Source organism: Barnesiella sp. B2-R-119 (assembly GCF_023656675.1).
Taxonomy (GTDB): Bacteria; Bacteroidota; Bacteroidia; order Bacteroidales; family Barnesiellaceae; genus Barnesiella; species Barnesiella intestinihominis.
In genome coordinates this window covers 353017-373080 of record NZ_JAMOKL010000001.1, presented here as the reverse complement: position 1 = coordinate 373080, position 20064 = coordinate 353017, and the positions used below count along the sequence as shown (strand labels likewise).

14 protein-coding genes and 2 pseudogenes are annotated in these 20064 nt (G+C 42.5%); 10 read left to right on the top strand and 6 right to left on the bottom strand.

The window, feature by feature from the left end; genetic code table 11:
• The 7 genes and pseudogenes from NBH06_RS01380 (at position 1) to gltA (ending at position 8895) form a co-directional block, all read left to right on the top strand.
• Positions 1-2301: a beta-glucosidase family protein gene (locus NBH06_RS01380; RefSeq protein ID WP_250792418.1), complete on the top strand. Its 2301-nt coding sequence runs from the start codon at positions 1-3 to the stop codon at positions 2299-2301.
• A 17-nt stretch (positions 2302-2318) separates the two neighbouring features.
• Positions 2319-3077: pseudogene (locus NBH06_RS13670) on the top strand (glycerophosphodiester phosphodiesterase family protein); the annotation flags it as partial.
• A pseudogene (locus NBH06_RS13665) lies at positions 3060-4091 on the top strand (SGNH/GDSL hydrolase family protein); the annotation flags it as partial. The pseudogenes NBH06_RS13670 and NBH06_RS13665, both read left to right, overlap by 18 nt.
• Before the next feature lie 18 nt (positions 4092-4109).
• The gene (locus tag NBH06_RS13660; RefSeq protein ID WP_284703170.1) at positions 4110-5063 is read left to right on the top strand and encodes a DUF4855 domain-containing protein; all 954 of its coding nucleotides are present in this window, start codon (positions 4110-4112) and stop codon (positions 5061-5063) included.
• Positions 5064-5067: 4 nt separating this feature from the next.
• Complete coding sequence (locus NBH06_RS01360; RefSeq protein ID WP_250792410.1) at positions 5068-6285, top strand: hypothetical protein; 1218 nt, start codon at positions 5068-5070, stop codon at positions 6283-6285.
• 325 nt (positions 6286-6610) lie between these two features.
• Entirely contained in the window at positions 6611-7408 is a 798-nt protein-coding gene (locus NBH06_RS01355; protein WP_250792408.1) for a sulfide/dihydroorotate dehydrogenase-like FAD/NAD-binding protein, read from the top strand.
• A gap of 17 nt (positions 7409-7425) precedes the next feature.
• Positions 7426-8895, top strand: coding sequence for an NADPH-dependent glutamate synthase (gltA, locus tag NBH06_RS01350; protein WP_250792406.1), 1470 nt, complete (start codon positions 7426-7428; stop codon positions 8893-8895).
• A gap of 65 nt (positions 8896-8960) precedes the next feature.
• Here gltA and NBH06_RS01345 read toward each other — a convergent pair whose 3' ends face one another.
• On the bottom strand, positions 8961-9920 hold the full coding sequence (locus tag NBH06_RS01345) for an ROK family protein (RefSeq protein ID WP_250792405.1): 960 nt from the start codon (positions 9918-9920) through the stop codon (positions 8961-8963).
• A 415-nt stretch (positions 9921-10335) separates the two neighbouring features.
• On the opposite strand from NBH06_RS01345, the gene NBH06_RS01340 reads away from it, so the two are divergent.
• Entirely contained in the window at positions 10336-11193 is an 858-nt protein-coding gene (locus tag NBH06_RS01340) for an enoyl-ACP reductase FabI (protein WP_021892069.1), read from the top strand.
• 68 nt (positions 11194-11261) lie between these two features.
• Here NBH06_RS01340 and NBH06_RS01335 read toward each other — a convergent pair whose 3' ends face one another.
• From NBH06_RS01335 to NBH06_RS01320, 4 genes are all read right to left on the bottom strand, one after another.
• The gene (locus NBH06_RS01335) at positions 11262-13529 is read right to left on the bottom strand and encodes a hypothetical protein (RefSeq protein WP_250792403.1); all 2268 of its coding nucleotides are present in this window, start codon (positions 13527-13529) and stop codon (positions 11262-11264) included.
• An 18-nt stretch (positions 13530-13547) separates the two neighbouring features.
• Positions 13548-14015: a hypothetical protein gene (locus NBH06_RS01330; protein WP_250792401.1), complete on the bottom strand. Its 468-nt coding sequence runs from the start codon at positions 14013-14015 to the stop codon at positions 13548-13550.
• A 4-nt stretch (positions 14016-14019) separates the two neighbouring features.
• Positions 14020-14529, bottom strand: coding sequence for a hypothetical protein (locus NBH06_RS01325; RefSeq protein ID WP_021892071.1), 510 nt, complete (start codon positions 14527-14529; stop codon positions 14020-14022).
• Between the two features lie 171 nt (positions 14530-14700).
• On the bottom strand, positions 14701-15444 hold the full coding sequence (locus NBH06_RS01320; RefSeq protein ID WP_008860940.1) for a WG repeat-containing protein: 744 nt from the start codon (positions 15442-15444) through the stop codon (positions 14701-14703).
• 229 nt (positions 15445-15673) lie between these two features.
• On the opposite strand from NBH06_RS01320, the gene NBH06_RS01315 reads away from it, so the two are divergent.
• Positions 15674-17878, top strand: a complete 2205-nt coding sequence (locus NBH06_RS01315; RefSeq protein WP_250792399.1) for a sodium-translocating pyrophosphatase — start codon at positions 15674-15676, stop codon at positions 17876-17878.
• Positions 17879-17958: 80 nt separating this feature from the next.
• Here the strand turns inward: NBH06_RS01315 and NBH06_RS01310 are convergent, their stop codons facing one another.
• Positions 17959-19146: a Gfo/Idh/MocA family protein gene (locus NBH06_RS01310; protein ID WP_250792398.1), complete on the bottom strand. Its 1188-nt coding sequence runs from the start codon at positions 19144-19146 to the stop codon at positions 17959-17961.
• A 316-nt stretch (positions 19147-19462) separates the two neighbouring features.
• Between NBH06_RS01310 and NBH06_RS01305 the strand changes: the two genes are divergently transcribed.
• Positions 19463-19975, top strand: a complete 513-nt coding sequence (locus tag NBH06_RS01305) for a ferritin-like domain-containing protein (protein ID WP_008860937.1) — start codon at positions 19463-19465, stop codon at positions 19973-19975.
• Positions 19976-20064 lie beyond the last annotated feature (89 nt).

The window sequence follows — 20064 nt, the reverse complement described above, 5'->3', positions numbered from 1 at the left end:
ATGAAGTGTGTAGATAGAGTTTGGATTGTTTTAGGCTTTTTGTTTTGCTCCTTAGGAAGTGCGGGAGGAAGTTTGCGTTTGGCAGAGGATAATATAGATGAGATTGTCAAACAAATGTCGCCTCGTGAAAAAGCAATGTTATTGGTCGGATGCGAGTCGTTGGTTTCAAAAGATTCATTAACAGTTTATGTGCCGGGTGCGGCTGGGTATACAAAAGCCTTTCCGCAATACGGCATACCTTCGACTGTCATGGCCGACGGTCCGGTGGGAGTACGTATTTTTCCTATTAAGGTTGATGGAAAACGTCATTATTGTACTTGTTTCCCGTCTTCGACTTTGCTGGCTTCTACATGGGATACTCAGCTCGTGGAGACACAAGCCGGAGCAATGGGCGAAGAGGCTGCTGTTTATGATGTCGATGTCATATTGACACCCGGAATCAATATTATGAGAAATCCGTTGTGCGGGCGTAATTTCGAGTATTTTTCAGAAGATCCTGTTTTATCTGGGCTAATGGGAGCCGCTATGGTGAATGGAGTACAGAGCCGGGGTATCGGTACAAGTTTAAAGCATTTTGTCGCCAACAATCAGCAGGTGAATAAACTGAATAACGATTCTCGTATCCCGGTTAAGGCTTTGCGTGAAATTTATCTGAAAGGGTTTGAAATCTGTTTGCAGCACTCGAACCCGTGGACGGTGATGTCGTCCTATAATAAAATCGGTGGAATATTGACTCAATCGAATGCCGAATTATTACGAACTGTTCTTCGGGAAGAGTGGGGGTATGACGGTTTGGTCGTATCGGATTGGTACGGGAAAAGGAATAGTCCAGAGCAATTAGAGGGTGGTACTAATTTGTTGATGCCCGGAGAAAAGGCGCAACTTGAAGAAATAGAAGCCGGAATAGAGAGCGGTGCTCTTTCGATGGAGGTTATCGATGATGCTGTGAAGCATATCCTCGACTATGTGGTAAAGACCAAAGCTTTTCGAAAGGACATTCATGCCGCATTACCCGATTTGGAACAGCATGCTGCATTATCCCGTTCGGTTGCCGGACAGGGTATGGTACTTTTGAAAAACGACAGTTGTGTATTGCCGTTGAAAGGGATAAAAAATATTTCTCTTTTTGGTGCAACCGCTTATCACTCGATTGCCGGTGGAGGAGGCTCTTCTAATGTGAATAAATCTCATATTGTCGATATTTCGACAGGACTCGAACAGGTAGGTTTTGTCTTGGATCGTTCTTTGAAAGACCTCTATACCAAGTATAATGCTTACCAAGAGGCGTTGTTGGTCGACCCGAAGGCAACCGATTGGGAACGTCTTTCGTATCGTCGGTATGTTTATCCAGAAATGGATTTGATGCCCAATAAGACACTGGTTGGGGAGCAAGCTAAATCGAATGATATGGCTGTTGTCGTGATAGGAAGAGGTTCGACCGAGGAGTCGGATAGAAAAGTGCATGATGATTTTAATCTTTCCGATTCGGAAATTTATATGATCGACAAGGTCTGCGAGGAGTTTCATGCTCGAAATAAAAAGGTCGTTGTATTACTTAATATCGGAGGTGTGGTGGAAACAGCTTCGTGGAAGAATAAACCCGATGCGATTCTTTCTGTTTGGTTTCCGGGACAGGAGTGTGGGCATGCTGTGGCAGATGTATTGACAGGAACTGTGAATCCGTCGGGGAAACTTCCGATGACATTCCCTGTAAGATATTCGGATATTCCTTCTTCTAAAAACTATCCGATTGTGGGAGAAACTCTAAGCGGGAAAAATTTTGATTATACCTCTTACGAAGAGGGAGTATGGGTAGGCTACCGATATTTTACAACTGTGAATAAAGCGGTTTCTTATCCTTTCGGGTATGGCTTATCTTATACCGAATTTTTGTATAGCGAACCTTCTGTAAAAAAAGAGAAGGGCAGGTGGGTGGCTAAAATAAAGGTTACGAATGTAGGAGCGGCAGAAGGCCATGAGTCTGTTCAGGTTTATGTGGGGGCAGAAAATAGAGCTTCGGAAAATCCTCTTCGTGAGTTGAAAGCTTTCGGGAAAACAAAATTGCTGAAACCGGGAGAAAGTGAGATACTTACAATGAATTTTACAGATTATGATTTGGCTCATTTCGATGAACCCTCTTCGTCGTGGGTATTGGAGAAGGGTCTGTACAAAGTAAGTTTCGGGGCTTCATGTGAAGATATAAGGTCGGTTCGGGATATAAAAGTGAAAAAACAACAAAGATGGGGTGTTAATCGTGTACTTAATCCTGTTGTCCCTGTCCAGACGATGACGATAGATTAGATAATTAATAATGGGAGATGAAGATAAAGTCTTTTTTGTGGATATTGTTGTTCGGGGTATTTTGCTCGAACAGTATGGCCGAGCTTCCTAAGGTGATAGCCCATCGGGGATATTGGAAGACACCTTCTTCGGCTCAAAATTCTTTACGGGCACTTGAACTGGCCGATTCGATAGGTGTGTACGGATCGGAATTCGATGTTTGGCTGACGAAAGATGACGTATTGATTGTAAATCATGATGCTGTTATAAACGGTATGGATATAGAGTCGTCTTCGTCGAAAATGTTGTTGAAGCAAAAATTGAAGAATGGAGAGACTGTTCCTACGCTTGATGCGTTTTTGAATAGGGCTAAAAAGTTGAGTGTGCGTTTGATTTGTGAGTTGAAGCCTCATAAAGATAAACAGAGAGAGGCCGAAGCCGTGAAACGAATTGTAGAGATGGTCAGAAAAAAAGGTCTCGAAAAACGGGTAGAATATATTACGTTTTCGGCCGAGGGTTTGTTGGAACTTATTGAGCAAGCCCCCAAAGGTACACCGGTGTATTATTTGAACGGTTCTCGGCTACCGAAAGATTTAAAGTCTATCGATGCGGCGGGACAGGACTATCATATCAATGTGTTTAGAAAGCACATCGGGTGGATAAGGGAATGTCATGATTTAGGATTGAAGGTAAATGTATGGACGGTCAATTCTTTGGAAGATATGCAGTGGTGTATCGATAGGGGTGTCGATTATATTACGACTGACGAGCCTGAACGGTTGCAAGAATTGCTCCGTTCACAGCGGTCGTTTCATGATGTAGCAGGCTTTCTTCCTGTATATGGAAAAATAAGAGATTGTAAGAATCCATTGTACTCTCGGCTTTCTTCCGATATGCAGCCGGCAGTGCGTAAAGCTTTGTGGAATTTGAGCCAGAATACGGCCGGATTGTATGTTCGTTTTAGAACTAATTCTACGAGTGTGGGAGCTAGATGGACAGTTAAATATAATAATCAGTTCAATCACATTACAGCGACGGCAGTCAAAGGGTTGGACTTGTATTGTCTGCAAGACGGGAAGTGGCAGTTCGTGAATAGTGCTATTCCTACCGGGAAAGAAAACCATGTGACGATCGTTAAGAACATGTTACCCCAAGAAAGAGAATTTATGCTCTATTTGCCGCTTTATGACGGTATCGATAAGCTCGAAATAGGTATCGACCCGGGGGCGGAGATTGTTGCGTCGGAGTTGAACAGTCCCGATCGAGAGAATCCCATTGTGATGTATGGGACGAGCATTCTTCAAGGAGCCAGTGCATCACGTCCGGGAATGGCAGCTACTAATATTATCGGTCGCCGTTTTGACAGAGAAGTCGTAAATTTAGGGTTTAGTGCAAATGCTTTTTTAGATAAGGAGATCGCCGAATTGATGAGCGAGGTGGAGGCTTCGGCATACGTATTGGATTTTGTGCCGAATGCGTCGGTCTCTCAAATAAAAGAGCTGACAATTCCCTTTTATCGTATTTTGAGAAAAAAACATCGGACGACGCCTATCATATTCGTGGAAGACCCTCAGTTTCCGAGTGCTGTTTATAATCGGGTGTTGGCCGATGAGATACGTGAAAAGAATGAAGCTTTGCAATTGGTCTACAAGGAGCTGCAAAAAGAAAAGGAGAAAAATATATATTACGTCCCGTCTCAGGCTTTGATAGGCGATGATTATGAGGCGACGGTCGATGGAATCCATTTTACCGATTTGGGACAATTTCGTTATGCCGAGTGTATAGGCGATTGTCTGGAACGAGCATTTAGAAAAAATACCATAAAGGATTTGGCGTTGATTTATCAGGGCGGAATAAATCGAATGGACTGGACGGAGGAACAGTTTCGTCCGTATGTAATGCATCAATTTCAAGATGGCCGAAAAGAATGGCTTTTTGACGGATTTCTCTTTTTGGAGTTTAGCGATGGGAAAGGCCGGCGTTATGCGCAAGGTTACGGTAAGGATGCAAGGAAGCAAGAATGGGAGTGGTTGTTACAAAGATTATTCGAGGAGGGAAAATCTTTGTCTGCTCTCGATGCTTGTATTGAGACTGTGAAAAAAGAGATAGGCGAGCCCGAATTTCGTCATCGGGTTGTTATCGGGTTACCAGCTGCCATGTTTAGACAGAGAGATTGGGGTGAATTGAATGGTAAAACATTGTGCTTTTTGTATCGGGAAGACCAAGTAGCCGCCACACGGTGGTACGTCGATAGGGTTTTGGAGTCTTTCCGTAATGCCAATTATAAGAATTTGGATCTTGCCGGTTTCTATTGGGTGGACGAGGATATTGCTTATAACGGTGATTTATCCTTGTCGGTGAGCGAATATATACATTCGAAGAATCTATTGTTTTATTGGATTCCTTATTGGAAAGCAGTGGGTTATGATAAATGGAGAGAGCTTGGTTTCGATATGGCCTATCTTCAACCCAACCATTTTTTTGAAGAAAATATTCCAGATTCGAGATTGGAAGAGGCTTGTAAAGAAAGTGAAAAGAACGGAATGGCTATTGAGATGGAGTTCGATTCTCGTGCATTATCTGATTATGAGCCGGTTTCTTTTCGTTCTCGAATGAAATCGTATATCGATGTTTTTAAGGATAATGGAGTCTTTTCTGATCTTCCGATTGCATATTATAGTGGAAGTAGAGCCATTTATGAAATGTATAAATCCGAAGATGAAAGAGATAAGGAAATCATGGACGAGTTGTGTGAATTGATTGTAGAACGACATAAAAAGTAAAATTATGAATAAGTTGATGAAAAGTTTATGTGGAACATTATGGATTGCTTTAATGTGCCAAAGTTGTGATTCGGCCGAGAGTTATGATCCGCCTATCGACTTGCAAAAGAGCTGTGTGGTGGAACGGATTGGAGATGCTCTTTATGTATCGTCGAAACTTGATGAAAGTAACGATATCGTATATGTATTTGAGAAATGTATGTTCAATAAGTTGTACACTTTTTCGAAGGTGGGAGTTGTTGCGAATAGTTCGAGTAAGCCGGTCGCTCACTCTCAAGATGTTGCAAGTATGACCTTATTGAATGAGGCAACTAGTGATAACATTGGTCCGTTTGAATTGATGGCTGGTGGTTGGTGTGGGGGTAATCATTCTTATGCAGATGATAATACGACCCGAACGGCTTTTACAGATAAAGTCATTATTAAATGTAACGATAAAGAGTTGACCGGAGATGCTGTGTTGAATGCTACCGATGTGAGAGTGTATGTGTGGAGTTATATTTACAATCCGGCTAGTGCCTATCAAGAAGATGGGAAATATCTTTTTTCCGATACCTTGTGTAAGGAGTTTAGCAGTTATAATATCTGCCGAAATACTATAAATGTAGAGGTGACTCATACCTATATGAATAAAAGTAGTGTTACTGTAAATCGTTATTATGGCATGCAATCGATGTTTAAAGACGAAGAATATACTTTTACGCCAGAAGGTGAATATATAGGTTGGATTCCACAGGCACAGGTCGATAGGTTTACAAAGACCAATTATCCTAATTTTCACCGATTTATAGAGAAAAGTTCGACCGCTTATCAGTCGGCACACATGTTTAATGAAGGTTTGGGAACAAGAGGAGAGGTTGATGCTTCGGACGTAGTATTTATCGGTAATTCTTATGGAAAGAGTTATCATAAAGTCATAGGCAGCAAATCGCGTTCGAAGGGTGATACGGACTATTGGAAAGGGGCTTATACGTGGTTTGTCTCTCCTGTGGCAGATGATGAAGATTTGCTTTGTTATTGCGGATATATCAGAGACAAAGAGGCTGTTTACATAGATTTTAAAAAAGCGGCTAATAGACAGATTGCTTTGCCGGAACGTTTTGTTGGTAAAGACTTTGCAATTTATGAAAGTAGTGAAGGTGTTTCCTGTAAGTGGAGTGAAACACAAGGAACTATAAGTGTAGTAGCGAATGAGGCAGGTAGCTGTGTAATCGTGTTTTGAAATGGTACAGTAGATGTAGTAGGGGCTGAACTTATTGAAGTTCAGCCTTTTTTTATTAAATTGTTATTGGTATTTGATTTTTAAATGTAATTCATTCCTTTTTAAAGTAATTGGGGTGGATTGTTATAGATGTATAAGCAGGGATAAATTTTATGTAAGGTATCGGAGTTTCATTAAAATTTAGCATCTTTGCATGAGATGTGAAAATGGGATGCGGTTTGGCATGATTAATAAAAGACAGATGAACGTAAATAGTCCTTGTCCGGGGTATTTTTCGGGAAGGAAATTTATAATTTTGTAAGAAAGAGAGATAATATAGAAATCGATGAATAAGATTGTAGCGAAAGAATATTTTTCGGAAAAAGTTGTAAAGTTTGTCGTAGAAGCCCCTCTGATTGCGAAGGCTCGTAAAGCAGGTCATTTTGTTATCGTGAGAGTCGGTGAGAAGGGCGAGCGTATTCCGCTTACGATTGCTGCTGCCGATGTCAAGGCCGGGACAATCACTTTGGTCGTACAGGCGGTAGGAAAGTCTTCTTCGAAATTGTGTGCTCTTAATCCCGGGGATTATATTACAGATGTGGTAGGTCCGTTGGGCAGGGCGACTCATATCGAAAAATTCGGTACGGTAGTTTGTTGTGGCGGTGGTGTCGGTTGTGCTCCCTTATTGCCGATTGTTGCGGCGATGAAGGAAGCCGGTAATCGGGTGATTACGGTGTTGGCCGCACGCACGAAAGAGCTGATTATTCTTGAAAAACAAATGCGGGAACATTCAGACGAAGTAATAATTATGACCGATGATGGTTCGTATGGTAATAAAGGTCTTGTGACACAAGGTGTAGAGTCTGTCATCAATCGGGAGAAGGTAGACCTGTGTGTGACCATAGGACCGGCGGTGATGATGAAATTTGTTTCTCTATTGACTCGAAAGTACGATATACCCACGGTTGCATCTCTGAATACGATAATGGTAGATGGAACCGGCATGTGTGGAGCATGTCGGATTACGGTGGGCGGAAAAACACGTTTCGTATGTATAGACGGGCCGGAGTTTGATGCCCATCAAGTGGATTTTGACGAAATGCTTATGCGATTGTCTTCCTATAAAGATTTGGAATCGAAGTAACAAGTTTTGTTATATTTATGAATAAAGAAGAGTTATCGGCACAACGTGCCGAAAAATGGAGAGAAGAGCTGCGTAAAAGTAGAAAGGCTAAGGAGCGTACCGATATACCTCGGGTGAGAATGAAAGAGCTCGATCCAGCTTACCGCATAACTAATCGGGAAGAGGTGAATTGTGGGCTTACACGTGAACAGGCCGTTTTGGAGGCTACTCGTTGCCTCGATTGCGTAGAGCCTCTTTGTATGACTGGTTGTCCGGTTGGAATCAATATACCGAAATTTATTAAAAATATAGAACGGGGCGATTTTTTGTCGGCGGCTCGTACGTTGAAAGAAACGAGTGCTTTGCCTGCGGTGTGTGGGCGGGTATGTCCACAGGAACGTCAATGTGAATCGAAGTGCTTTTATACTCAAAAATTGAAAAAAGAACCGATCGCTATCGGTTATTTGGAGCGTTTTGCCGCCGATTATGAACACGCTTCGGGAGAGGTCGCTCTCCCTGCCATGAAGCCCTGTAACGGAGTGAAAATAGCCGTAGTTGGTTCGGGCCCTTGTGGACTTTCTTTTGCGGGAGATATGGCTAAATGGGGATATAGAGTCACCGTGTTCGAGGCTTTGCATGAGATAGGAGGAGTTCTAAAATACGGTATACCCGAATTCAGATTGCCCAACGAGGTTGTCGACGTTGAAATAGAGAACCTTCGTCGTATGGGAGTCGAGTTTATGACCGATTGCATTGTCGGGAAGACGCTCTCGTATGACGACCTTCATGAGATGGGATTTAAGGGTATCATGGTGGCCAGCGGAGCCGGCTTGCCGAGATTCATGAATATTCCGGGCGAGAATTTGAATGGGGTGATGTCGAGTAATGAATATCTGACACGAGTGAATTTGATGGATGCCGCTAATCCCGATTCCGATACTCCGGTGTGGAGAGGTCGTAGAGTGGCGGTTATCGGAGGTGGCAATACGGCGATGGATTCAGTACGGACGGCTCGTCGGTTGGGAGCGGAGAAGGTTATGATAATCTATCGTCGCTCAGAGGACGAGATGCCGGCTCGTAAGGAAGAAATACATCATGCCAAACAGGAGGGTGTGGAATTTTTGACATTGCATAATCCTGTCGAGTACATAGGGGACGAACGGGGTAGGGTTTGTCAAATGCGACTTCAAAAAATGGAGTTGGGAGAGCCGGATGCTTCTGGTCGGCGTTCTCCTGTTCCTATTCCGGGAGCTATCGAGACCATCGATATCGACGAGGTGATTGTCAGTGTGGGAGTTTCTCCTAATCCGTTGGTCCCTAATTCCATAGAGGGCCTTGAAGTAACTCTGAAAGGGACGATTGTCGTCAATGCCGACACATTGCAGTCTTCAATACCTGATATTTATGCAGGAGGAGATATTGTGAGAGGTGGTGCTACGGTTATTCTTGCTATGGGAGACGGTCGGCGTGCTGCGGCTGCTATGCACAAGGCTTTGCAGGAGAAATAAATAAGTTTGTATTAAAAGAAAAGGGCTGCATTGCAGCCCTTTTCTTTTAATATATCTAATGCCGATTAGCTGGCTTCCCAGCCCAGAGCACTGGCTCCCAATACGGCGGCATCACTCTCTTTCAATTCCGAAAGTACCAGTTTTACTTTTCCTTTGTAAATAGCAAGCAGATTTTTTTCCATAGCTTCGCGGATAGGACGCATGATCAGTTCGCCCGACTTTGCTAATCCTCCGAACAGGACAATCATCTTGGGGCTTGAAAATGCGATGAAATCGGCGAATACTTCTCCTAAGATTGTACCGGTATACTCGAAAATCTCTTGAGATAGTTTGTCGCCTGACACGGCCGCATCGTAAACGTCTTTCGAAGTGATCTCTTGAATAGGAAGCTGCCGTAAAGTGGATTCGTCGTTGCGAAGTTCGAGGAATTCCCGAGCCGTACGTGCAACACCTGTGGCGGAGGTATAGGCTTCGAGACAACCCGTTCTGCCGCAACCGCAGAGGCGGCCATTTCCACGGCGTACGATTACGTGCCCGAGTTCTCCGGCAAATCCATCGTGCCCATAGACCATTTGTCCGTTAATGACGATACCGCTACCTACACCCGTACCGAGGGTAATCATGATGAAATCTTTTACACCGCGGGCAGCTCCATAGGTCATTTCACCGATAGCAGCGGCATTAGCGTCGTTGGTGATAGTTACCGGAATATTGAATTTTTCCCGTACCATTTGGGCTAAGGGGATTACGCCTTTCCACGGGAGGTTAGGTGCAAATTCGATTGTTCCGTTAAAATAGTTCCCGTTAGGAGCTCCTATACCTATACCGGCAATTTGATCGGTTACGTTTTCTTGCGCCAAAAGACGAGATAGTTCTTCGTGCAGTGCATTTACGTAGTCTGTTATTTCGGTATATTTCTGAGTCTTGATAGAACCTGTGGCTAAGATAGAACCGCGGGCATCAACAATTCCGAATACTGTATTGGTACCACCTATATCAATACCTACAACATATGGCTTACTCATGGTTTTGTGTGTATAAAATTATTATTTTAGTTAATTTCACGATACAAATATAATGAAAGATGATTGGTGGGACAAAATGAACAACAAGTTTTTTTATTTTGTCTTGTCCAAATCGAGACCTATATTTGATAAAGTCAAATATACGGATAAATTTTCGATGGGAGCTGCTTTTTTTATTCTAAAAGTATTTAATAAATGAAATATCCTTTTTGATGGTCGATGTCGTTTGAGCGAGTCATTGGTCGTTTGGTTTTGTCAATTTGTAAGTTGGAGATTATAAAGTGTTGAATTGTAATGTCGAGATAACAAAATCGAACTTTTTGTTTTGCGATTAAAAAAAAGTATCTATATTTGCAGCCGCAAAACGGCACAATATTGCACAAACTGTGCAATATTGTGCTTAAAAGTATAAATTATGAGTTATAACTTATTAAAGGGAAAAAGAGGTATTATTTTCGGAGCCCTTAATGAAATGTCCATTGCATGGAAAGTAGCTGAAAAAGCAGTGGAGGAAGGTGCAACGATCACTCTTTCCAATACGCCTATGGCAGTGCGTATGGGGGAGGTAAATACATTAGGTGAAAAATTAAATGCTGAGATTATTCCGGCAGATGCAACCAGCGTGGAGGATCTTGAAAATGTTTTCAAGCGCTCTATGGAGGTCTTGGGGGGTAAGATAGATTTTGTGTTGCATTCTATCGGAATGTCTCCGAATGTAAGAAAAAAGCGTCCTTATGATGATTTGGACTACGATATGTTATCCAAGACATTGGATATTTCGGCTGTTTCGTTTCATAAAATGATACAGGTGGCTAAAAAGATGGATGCCATTAACGAGTACGGCTCTATTTTGGCTTTGTCTTATGTCGCGGCTCAGCGAACCTTATTCGGCTATAACGACATGGCGGATGCGAAGGCTTTGTTAGAGTCTATCGCCCGTAGTTTTGGATATATTTATGGTAGGGAGAAAAATGTTCGAATCAATACTATATCTCAGTCTCCTACCATGACGACTGCCGGTAGCGGGGTGAAAGGAATGGAATCGTTGATGGATTTTGCGAATCGTATGTCTCCTCTTGGTAATGCCAATGCCGACGAGTGTGCCGATTATTGTATCGTAATGTTTTCCGATTTAACTCGTAAAGTGACTATGCAAAACTTGTATCACGACGGAGGATTTTCGAGTATGGGTATGAGTTTGCGGGCGATGACTCAATATAATAAGAGTTTCGATGAATATCGAAATGAGAATGGTGAGATTTGTTATGGATAAGTTTGGTAATTTGATTTAGATAGAACTGCCCCCGACTGTTGATCGACAGAAACAGCCGGGGGCGATTTTTAATCGTTTATGTCGGTCCTTTCTCCATATACGTGGTCATAGAATTTTTTGTAGTTTTTCCATTCTGGGTCGTTTTCCCACAAGAAACGGTATGTTTCCGGGTCGGATTCGGTTAGTGGTGTCCCTAAGTCGTCCGATTCGTTTAAATGCCGTTGTCGGATTTTTTTGTTCATCTCGGAAATTGAATCGTCCTTTTTTAGTGCGTTTTTGGAACGTATGAGAATGTTACGTATTTCTCTTTCCGAGAAGTTTAGTCCCGGAATGAATATTCGGAGCATATTTCTCAATTCCCCATAGATTTGATCCCATGCGGAAGACGATACGCCGTTACTCGCCAAATCGGCCAAATACTCTTCGGCATCGGTTTTTCGAGCATTCCACGAATTGCCTCTCAATTTCCATTCGGAGGGCATAGACCGATAGACTTTCATTAAAAATTCGTCTTTAAAATAAGAGTCGCCGAAAAGAGCATCAAGGCCTTGATGCCCTATCGCTTCGTGCAATAGGACTCTCTGCAATCTTGTGTAGGAAGGGATATTGTCGAGAACGATACCTATATTACCGTTGTGCATATAATATCCGCCTATTTTACCACCTTGTTTTTTTAGAGATCGGACGGAGACCGGTAGGTCGGACTCATGTTCATAAACAATAACGTTATCGAGCCCCATACGTTCGGCTAAATCTTTGGTTAGTCTGTATTTCCCACGTGTAGACATTTTTTGCCATACTTTATCTTTTGTCTGGTCCGGTATAATTGGGGCGAACGGATCGGGTTCGTTTATCTCTCTTTTTATTTTGCCGGTATTTTTATATTCTCCTACGGAGAAGGAATGAATCATGTCGGGCTCAATATCGGGTACGTTTATTGTATTTTTTCCATTGGGCGAAAGTACTTCGGCGATTTTGTTTTCCGGATCGTAGTCGAGGACTTCCCATGCAAATCCATGTTGGTCTACAAGGGCTGTGGTGGTTTGCTTGTTTCTCCGCATATTTCTTTTTTTCAGATTGATGGCTCGTCCCGTACCTCCAACGGAAGCACCGACCAAACTGCCCGATACCATACCGGTAGTAGCGTTTTGTAGGATCGATTCGAGGGTCGGATATTGTCCCGGTTCGTTGTAAATCGTTTCAGCCATATCGTGAGCGACCGAATTGAGAGCTTCGGCGGTTCCTCCTGTTACCGCATCGTTAAAGGTTCCTGCTATAAGAGCCGATTTATCGGTCTTTGACAGTTTACTCATTATTTTACTTATTTCAGTCTGTGCTGTTTGATTTTTAAGAATCGTCTTTTTGAAATATTCCGATGCTTTCTTTTTGGCTCCCGATTTTAGATTTTTAAGGTATCGGCTTTGTAAGATTGTGTCAAACAGGAGATCGGCTCCCATACAAATAGCTACGAATCCGGTACGTTGTCCATCGGTTAAACGTTGTCCTGTTTCTTGTTCGAAATTATCCAGTTCCATTTGTGCTTGTGCGTGGCTTTCGGCAACGGAAGAGGCAACATTAGCAATACCAGCAGCGATACCTGCCGGAGCGAAGGCGGCTCCGGCGGCAACCGGTATTCCCACTCTCCCTATATTAGCTATGATTTCACCAATAGTTGCCCAGCCTTCGGTTTCGGGAAAAGAGTTATTCGCTATGCGAGCTTCTTCCATGAGTTTTTTCCCTTCGTTTCCCCATCGGGCTGTCTCGGAGAGTTGTCTGTTTATTTCGTTTGGAGAAATATTCTCATTTCTTAATCGACGATATTCTTCGAGTCCTTTTAATTCAAGACGAGGACGATCGGAGGTACTGTGTTCGGTTTCATTTTGTAAAGAGTCTTCTTTATTTTGTAGTTGGGACTCGGTGCTTCTTTGATATTCGGGAAGTCGCTCCAACGCTTTTTGGGCGGCTTCGGACATTTCACTATCAGATAGTTTGTCTTGTATGTATCCTCGGGAATATTTTAGATCGTTCCAAATACGTTCGCCCGCTAGATTTATTCCTTCGGTTAAAGACTTTAATTTGCGAGGTGCTTCGATCGGGGTTTCCGGTTCGGGGTTTATCGGGTAGTCGGGTTTTAGGGGTATTGGTGTTTCTTGTTTAGGAATAGAGGGGAATGGTACAACCGAATTTTCTCCCGGTAACGGAGCTATGAAAGCGGGTGATTCTTCGTTCTCTCCATTTTCTTTTTTTCGATACCATTCTTGTAGATAGGGATTGATTAAATCCCAACCATATATACCATTACCTTCTTGTAGTAAATCGGGGTTTAAGGTGCTCATATTTTTATTGGAAATTTTTTAATGAATATTATTATCTAAATATTTGGCAAGCAGGCAGGCTTGTTGTAAAGGGTATCCGATGGATACCAATAGGTTGAATATGTGATGTTTGCGCTCGAACTCATTACGTCCCATACGAAAGGCTTGCAATAAAATTTTTTCGCTCAAAGGAGGGCAAGGGTGTTTCGGTTTGTTACGGTCAGAGATAAACGTTAACCATGAGAGATAGTTGAGGAACCTCTTTTCTTTTTCGGGATATGTTTTCGGAATTAAAACATCTGTAACCAGCTGTACCTCTGTATTATCCGGTTGATGTAACAGGTTTAACAGCTCTTTCAGCATTTCTACCTGTTCGTATGCTTTGCCTCTGGCCAGTCTTTTGGGTGATTGAGCTTGATAGGCTTCCAAAAAACTTTTCCCTTCGTTCATATAGTCTGCTAATGTTTTGGTCGGTTGCGAATTTTCTGTTGTAAAAATTGTATCCATGATCTTAAAATTGTGTATTTGGGTTGAACAGATTTTGTAGAGGATTGAAGGAGGGAAATGTTTTACCGAGTATATTGTTCATATAATCCGATTTCAACGGACGGTAAAAATCTTCCAAAGCACTACGGGCCGACAAATAATTTTGAAGCGTATTTTCTTTCCATGTCGCCGCTTGACTTGCTATTTGGCTGACGGCATTGCCGTATGCTTGGTTTTGAGATTTTTGGACAGTGACGACGGTCTCGGGTGTAGCTCCGGTAATGGTTGCCTTATTTTTTAGATTTCGGGTCGTTTCCGACATCTGTTCGCGTAGATTACCGAGTAACCCCCTCACGTCGGATCGATCGAGAATGTTACTGTAATAGTTCCTATTGAAGAGACTATCTAGTTGTGATAGTTTTTGTTCATAGCGTTTTTGATTTGTTTGAATGGTTTGTTGAGACTGTTTTTTATTCTTTTGTGAAAACAAATAGTTCCCTAACAGGGGAAGTGCCGTTAAAAATAAGTTTAGCATTTTAGTAAGTTTTTAGTTCGTTCGATTGTATGTATCTACTGCAAATATCTATGAGAAAGAGTGGGAAATTGTGGCAGGATCGAAAAACATACGGGAGGGGAAAATAAAAAGGCATCCGATGAAAATCGGATGCCTGTAAAATATTCAGATCAAGTTATTATAGTAGAGAGGTCAGATGCAATCCTCGTTTTTTACCCATGTACCTGTTTTGTCGATAACTCCCCAAAGCGTATCCATTTTGACTTCGGCGAATCCTTTTGAGAAAGAATCTGCTTCGTCATATAGGAACGGTAGAAATTCTTGCCCCGCTTTATCTATAAAACCCCATTTCCCGTTTTGCTTTACCGCTGCGACATCTTCTTTGAAATTCCAAGCATAATCATATTGCAAAGGTATGAGTAAATGTCCGGTTTTATCTATAAAGCCCCATTTCTCATCGACTCTGACAGCCGCCAATGATTCGTTGAAACACCAAGAATCGTCGTATCGAGGAGGAATGACAACTTTCCCCGAACAATCTACATAACCCCATTTATCATTTAGTTTTACCGGAGCCAGCCCTTCGTGAAAATCGTCGATGTGTTCATAAATAATAGGAACGATTTCTTTGCCTTCTTGATTGATATATCCATATCGGTTGTTTCGTTCTACCATGGCTAATCCATTATGAAAGGAACTGGCCCAGTCGTAGTCGAGTTTGATGACTATTAATCCGTGTCGGTCGATGTATCCATATTTATGATCAACTTTCACTGCCGCTATTCCTTCGTGAAAAGAATATGCTGCATCGAATTGAGGGGCGATAAATATCTTTTGAGTTTTTTTCTCTCGATACCCATATTTCCCAGATTCGTCTTTGAAAGATTCGAGATCGGGAAAACCTCCTAATGAATTGAATTTGGAACTATTTTTCATAAATAATATGGTAAAGATAAAAAGGAAACAAGAACAAATATATTTTTTTTAATTGTAACTTCCAAGAAATATTTCCAAAATGTTTGAATGTAAAAAGGAGGGTTTCATACCGATCGATACTGTTTTTTGAGGACTAAAAAACAAAAATTAGAGAAAAAGATTTGGCAGTTTATGCAAACCAACTTACCTTTAACCAGTCTAAAAATGTTAACTTAATTATATAATTGCTATGACAAATGCATTATTCTGGCTTGTGCCTATTTCTTCGGTATTAGCATTACTCTTTGCTTGGTATTTTTATAAGCAGTTGATGAAAACGGACGAGGGAACGCCTCAAATGAAAAAAATAGCTCTTTATGTTCGCAGAGGAGCTATGTCTTACTTACGTCAGCAATACAAGGTCGTGGGTTTGGTGTTTTTAGTTCTAGTGATATTGTTTTCTATCATGGCGTTCGGTTTTGGAGTCCAGAACAAATGGGTTCCGGTGGCGTTTCTCACGGGCGGTTTTTTCTCCGGCTTATCGGGGTATTTGGGAATGAAGACAGCCACTTACGCATCTGCCCGAACGGCTAATGCTGCCCGTACTTCATTAAATCGTGGACTGCGAATCGCTTTCCGCAGCGGGGCTGTTATGGGACTTGTCGTTGTAGGGTTAGGTCTTCTCGATATATCGTTTTGGTATCTTCTGTTGAATGCAGTGATTCCGGCAGAAGCTATGAATCCTGCCCATAAACTTTGTGTAATAACGACTACGATGCTTACCTTCGGAATGGGAGCATCTACTCAGGCTTTGTTTGCCCGTGTGGGAGGCGGTATTTATACAAAAGCTGCCGATGTGGGAGCCGATCTTGTCGGTAAGGTCGAAGCGGGGATTCCAGAAGATGACCCTCGCAACCCGGCAACGATAGCCGATAATGTGGGTGACAATGTAGGAGACGTGGCCGGTATGGGAGCCGACTTGTATGAATCGTATTGCGGTTCGATATTAGCGACATCGGCTTTGGGAGCTGCGGCCTTTATGGGAGCCGGCGAAACCGACATGCAGATGAAAGCCGTAATCGCTCCTATGTTGATTGCGGCAGTGGGTATATTGCTTTCTATTATCGGGATATTTTCGGTTCGTACACGGGAAGATGCAAAGATGAAAGATTTGTTGAAATCTCTCTCCTTCGGTACAAACCTCAGTTCTGTACTTATCGTATTCGCTACTTTTGGAATTTTATGGGCTTTAAAGTTAGAAAACTGGGCATTTATCGGCGGTTCGGTAATCGTGGGATTGTTAGTGGGGATTGTTATAGGTCGCAGTACGGAATATTATACCTCTCAATCCTATCGTCCGACACAGCGTTTGTCGGAGAGCGGGAAAACGGGCCCTGCAACAGTCATAATTTCGGGTATCGGGTTGGGTATGATTTCAACTGCCGTTCCTGTGATTGCCGTTGTCGCTGGTATTATCCTTTCCTATTTGTTTGCATCCGGGTTCGATTTATCGAATGTCACTCTCGGTTTATATGGTATAGGTATTGCTGCGGTGGGAATGCTTTCGACATTGGGAATCACGTTGGCAACCGATGCTTATGGTCCTATTGCCGATAATGCGGGAGGAAATGCTGAGATGAGCGGTTTGGGCGAGGAGGTGCGAAAAAGAACCGATGCCCTCGACTCTTTGGGAAATACAACGGCGGCTACCGGAAAGGGATTTGCTATCGGTTCTGCTGCACTTACCGGTCTCGCTTTGCTGGCTTCTTATATGGAAGAGATTCGTATCGGGTTGACTCGTATCGGAGAGACTGTGCTCGAATTTGCCGATGGTACATCGGTCTTGATTAGTGAGGCGACATTTACCGATTTTATGCGGTATTATGATATTACGCTGATGAATCCGAAAGTTTTGTCGGGTATGTTCATCGGTTCGATGATGGCATTTCTTTTCTGCGGATTGACGATGAATGCTGTGGGACGTGCTGCTGCACACATGGTGGAAGAGGTGCGTCGCCAGTTCAGGGAGATAAAAGGTATTCTTACCGGAGAATCTGAACCTGATTATGAACGTTGTGTAGCTATTTCTACTCAGGGAGCGCAACGGGAAATGGTATTCCCTTCGTTATTGGCGATTATCGCTCCTATTGCTACGGGATTGATATTCGGTGTATCGGGTGTTGTCGGGTTACTTATCGGTGGTCTTAGCGCAGGATTTGTTTTGGCTATCTTTATGGCGAATGCCGGAGGGGCTTGGGATAATGCCAAAAAGTATGTCGAAGAGGGTAATTTCGGAGGAAAGCACAGTGAAGTACATAAAGCGACGGTTGTTGGAGATACGGTGGGCGACCCGTTCAAAGACACGTCTGGTCCGAGTTTGAACATATTGATTAAACTAATGAGCATGGTCGCTATTGTGATGGCGGGATTGACGGTCGCTTGGAGCCTTTTGTAATAAAGGTTGATTTATAGAGTATAGAAAAGAGTCGCTCCGAAAATCCGGAGCGACTCTTTTCTATGTCTGTTCGAGATGGTTTAGAAATGGGGAAAGGGTATCGAAGTTCCCTTTTGAATGGATATTTTCGAGTAGGGCGATACTGCTGCCCAAGTTGCCATATCTTCCAACGTTGCCGGATAATTTTCCCGGCCTTGCAGAGCTTCACCCAAGACCCTTAGCATGATGTAGTCCATGCCTTGATGATGCCCGTCATAGCGAAGAGCTTCCGATTCCCATTGCTGCCAGAACCGATGTTTGTATTGCTCGATGTATTTATCTTCGGGTTCCCATTCCTCGAAAGGACTTAATCCATCGATGTAAATGGCATTTTTCTCGGCATTCCAAATCCCGTTGGTTCCTTGAACTTCGTAGTTGAGAGAACGGGGCCGCGGGAGAGTGGTATCGTGCAATAAGTTTATTTGAGCCCCGGAATCGGTTTGGAGTATCGAAGTGACGACATCGCCCATTCGAAATATGTGTTGTTGTATGTCGGTATATTTTAATCCTTTTCGCTTGGCCATACAAGCGTGGAGTCCTAATCCCGGTTTTGTGGAGAAAGACATGATGCTTTTTATATGGTCTGTATGATTGATATCAAGGAACATGCACAAGGGGGCTAATCCGTGGGTCGGATATAAATCGCCGTTTTCGGTTTCGTAATATTTCGATCTCCACTCTGATTCAGACCCATTCTGTACACCGAAGTTTCCGGTTTGATCTATGAGTATATGGGTGAGGTCATGTCGGTATCCTCCTTGAAGAAAGACCAAGCGACCGAATATCCCGGCATGTATCATGTTGTTTATAGCCAGAATATCGTTTCTGAATAGTGTGTTTTCAAGAGGAAAGACCTGCTTTTTATTCTGTCGGCTTTCATGGATAATATCGGGGTACTCGTCTATATCCAATGCTCCTTTCACTTCTATTGCGACGTGGCATCCAGATTTTAATGCCTCGATGGTTTGTTCTTTGTGGAGATGCCACGGGGAAGCTATGATGACGAGGTCTATCGTGTTTTCATTTAGCATTCGTCGATAATCGTCAGTCCCAGAATTGTAAATTTTAGGAATCTTTTCTCCCGCGAATAGTTGCGATATAATTTCTGATAGGTTGGGAGATATATCGCTGACAGCGATAATATCGAATAGATTTATTTTTTGCAAAAGGGTTATTAAGTACCGTCCCCGGTAGCCGGCTCCAATAATAGCTGTGCGTATGTTTTTCATTGCAGAAATTTTATAATTAAAGAAAAACTCTACAAATATAGCGAAAGACAAGTGTAAAGGCAAACGGAAATTTCATTTCCGATTTGACTCTGCCGAACCGTATCCTATATTCTACAAATATAGAGAAAGACGAAAAAAAGATAAAGCGACTAATTTCATTTTTATTCGAATCTCCTCTATACTCAATGACTCTAAGTATGGAGACGTGAATATCGGTTATTGAAAATATGGAAGTAGAATTATAGGTGTCGTGGTGAACCAACGAGATATCGCAATTGTTATTAAGGAAAGTTTTTAATCTAAAAGAGATATAATTATGGCAAAAGAAAGTGTAGCTATTTTGAAGGGAAGAATAGATGTATCGGAAGTTCTCGATGAGTTGAATGCCGCTTTGTCGGAAGAATGGTTGGCGTTTTATCAATATTGGGTGGGAGCCCTTGTTGTGAAAGGCGCTATGCGTGGCGATGTACAACGAGAATTTCAGGAACATGCTATGGAAGAGTTCGAACATGCTAAATTGATAGCCGACCGTATTATCGAGTTGGAGGGGGTTCCCGTATTGGATCCTAAGAAATGGTTCGATTTGGCAAAATGTGCTTATACTCCTCCTACTGATGTAGATGTAGTCAAGTTGCTGAAACAGAATGTCGCAGCAGAACGTTGCGCTATATTACGTTATCAGACGATCGCTGCATTGACCGACGGGAAGGATTTTACGACTTGCGATATCGCCAAACATATTTTGGCAGAGGAGGAAGATCATGAACAAGACTTACAAGATTATTTAGACGATATAGCTCATATGAAAGAATATGTGTTACAGAAGTAGTGTCTGTTTTGATTTATATTTATGGTTAGAGTTTAGAGACAGAATCCGCTTGGGATTCTGTCTCTGTTTCGATTAAGATAAACCGATCG

Excerpts from the sequence above, each read along its gene's own strand:
- NBH06_RS01315 (WP_250792399.1), top strand. The coding sequence starts at position 15,674 with ATGACAAATGCATTATTCTGGCTTGTGCCTATTTCTTCGGTATTAGCA.
- NBH06_RS01340 (WP_021892069.1), top strand. The coding sequence starts at position 10,336 with ATGAGTTATAACTTATTAAAGGGAAAAAGAGGTATTATTTTCGGAGCC.
- gltA (WP_250792406.1), top strand. The coding sequence starts at position 7,426 with ATGAATAAAGAAGAGTTATCGGCACAACGTGCCGAAAAATGGAGAGAA.
- NBH06_RS01305 (WP_008860937.1), top strand. The coding sequence starts at position 19,463 with ATGGCAAAAGAAAGTGTAGCTATTTTGAAGGGAAGAATAGATGTATCG.
- NBH06_RS01345 (WP_250792405.1), bottom strand. The coding sequence starts at position 9,920 with ATGAGTAAGCCATATGTTGTAGGTATTGATATAGGTGGTACCAATACA.
- NBH06_RS01330 (WP_250792401.1), bottom strand. The coding sequence starts at position 14,015 with ATGGATACAATTTTTACAACAGAAAATTCGCAACCGACCAAAACATTA.
- NBH06_RS01355 (WP_250792408.1), top strand. The coding sequence starts at position 6,611 with ATGAATAAGATTGTAGCGAAAGAATATTTTTCGGAAAAAGTTGTAAAG.
- NBH06_RS01310 (WP_250792398.1), bottom strand. The coding sequence starts at position 19,146 with ATGAAAAACATACGCACAGCTATTATTGGAGCCGGCTACCGGGGACGG.
- NBH06_RS01320 (WP_008860940.1), bottom strand. The coding sequence starts at position 15,444 with ATGAAAAATAGTTCCAAATTCAATTCATTAGGAGGTTTTCCCGATCTC.
- NBH06_RS01380 (WP_250792418.1), top strand. The coding sequence starts at position 1 with ATGAAGTGTGTAGATAGAGTTTGGATTGTTTTAGGCTTTTTGTTTTGC.
- NBH06_RS01335 (WP_250792403.1), bottom strand. The coding sequence starts at position 13,529 with ATGAGCACCTTAAACCCCGATTTACTACAAGAAGGTAATGGTATATAT.
- NBH06_RS01360 (WP_250792410.1), top strand. The coding sequence starts at position 5,068 with ATGAATAAGTTGATGAAAAGTTTATGTGGAACATTATGGATTGCTTTA.
- NBH06_RS01325 (WP_021892071.1), bottom strand. The coding sequence starts at position 14,529 with ATGCTAAACTTATTTTTAACGGCACTTCCCCTGTTAGGGAACTATTTG.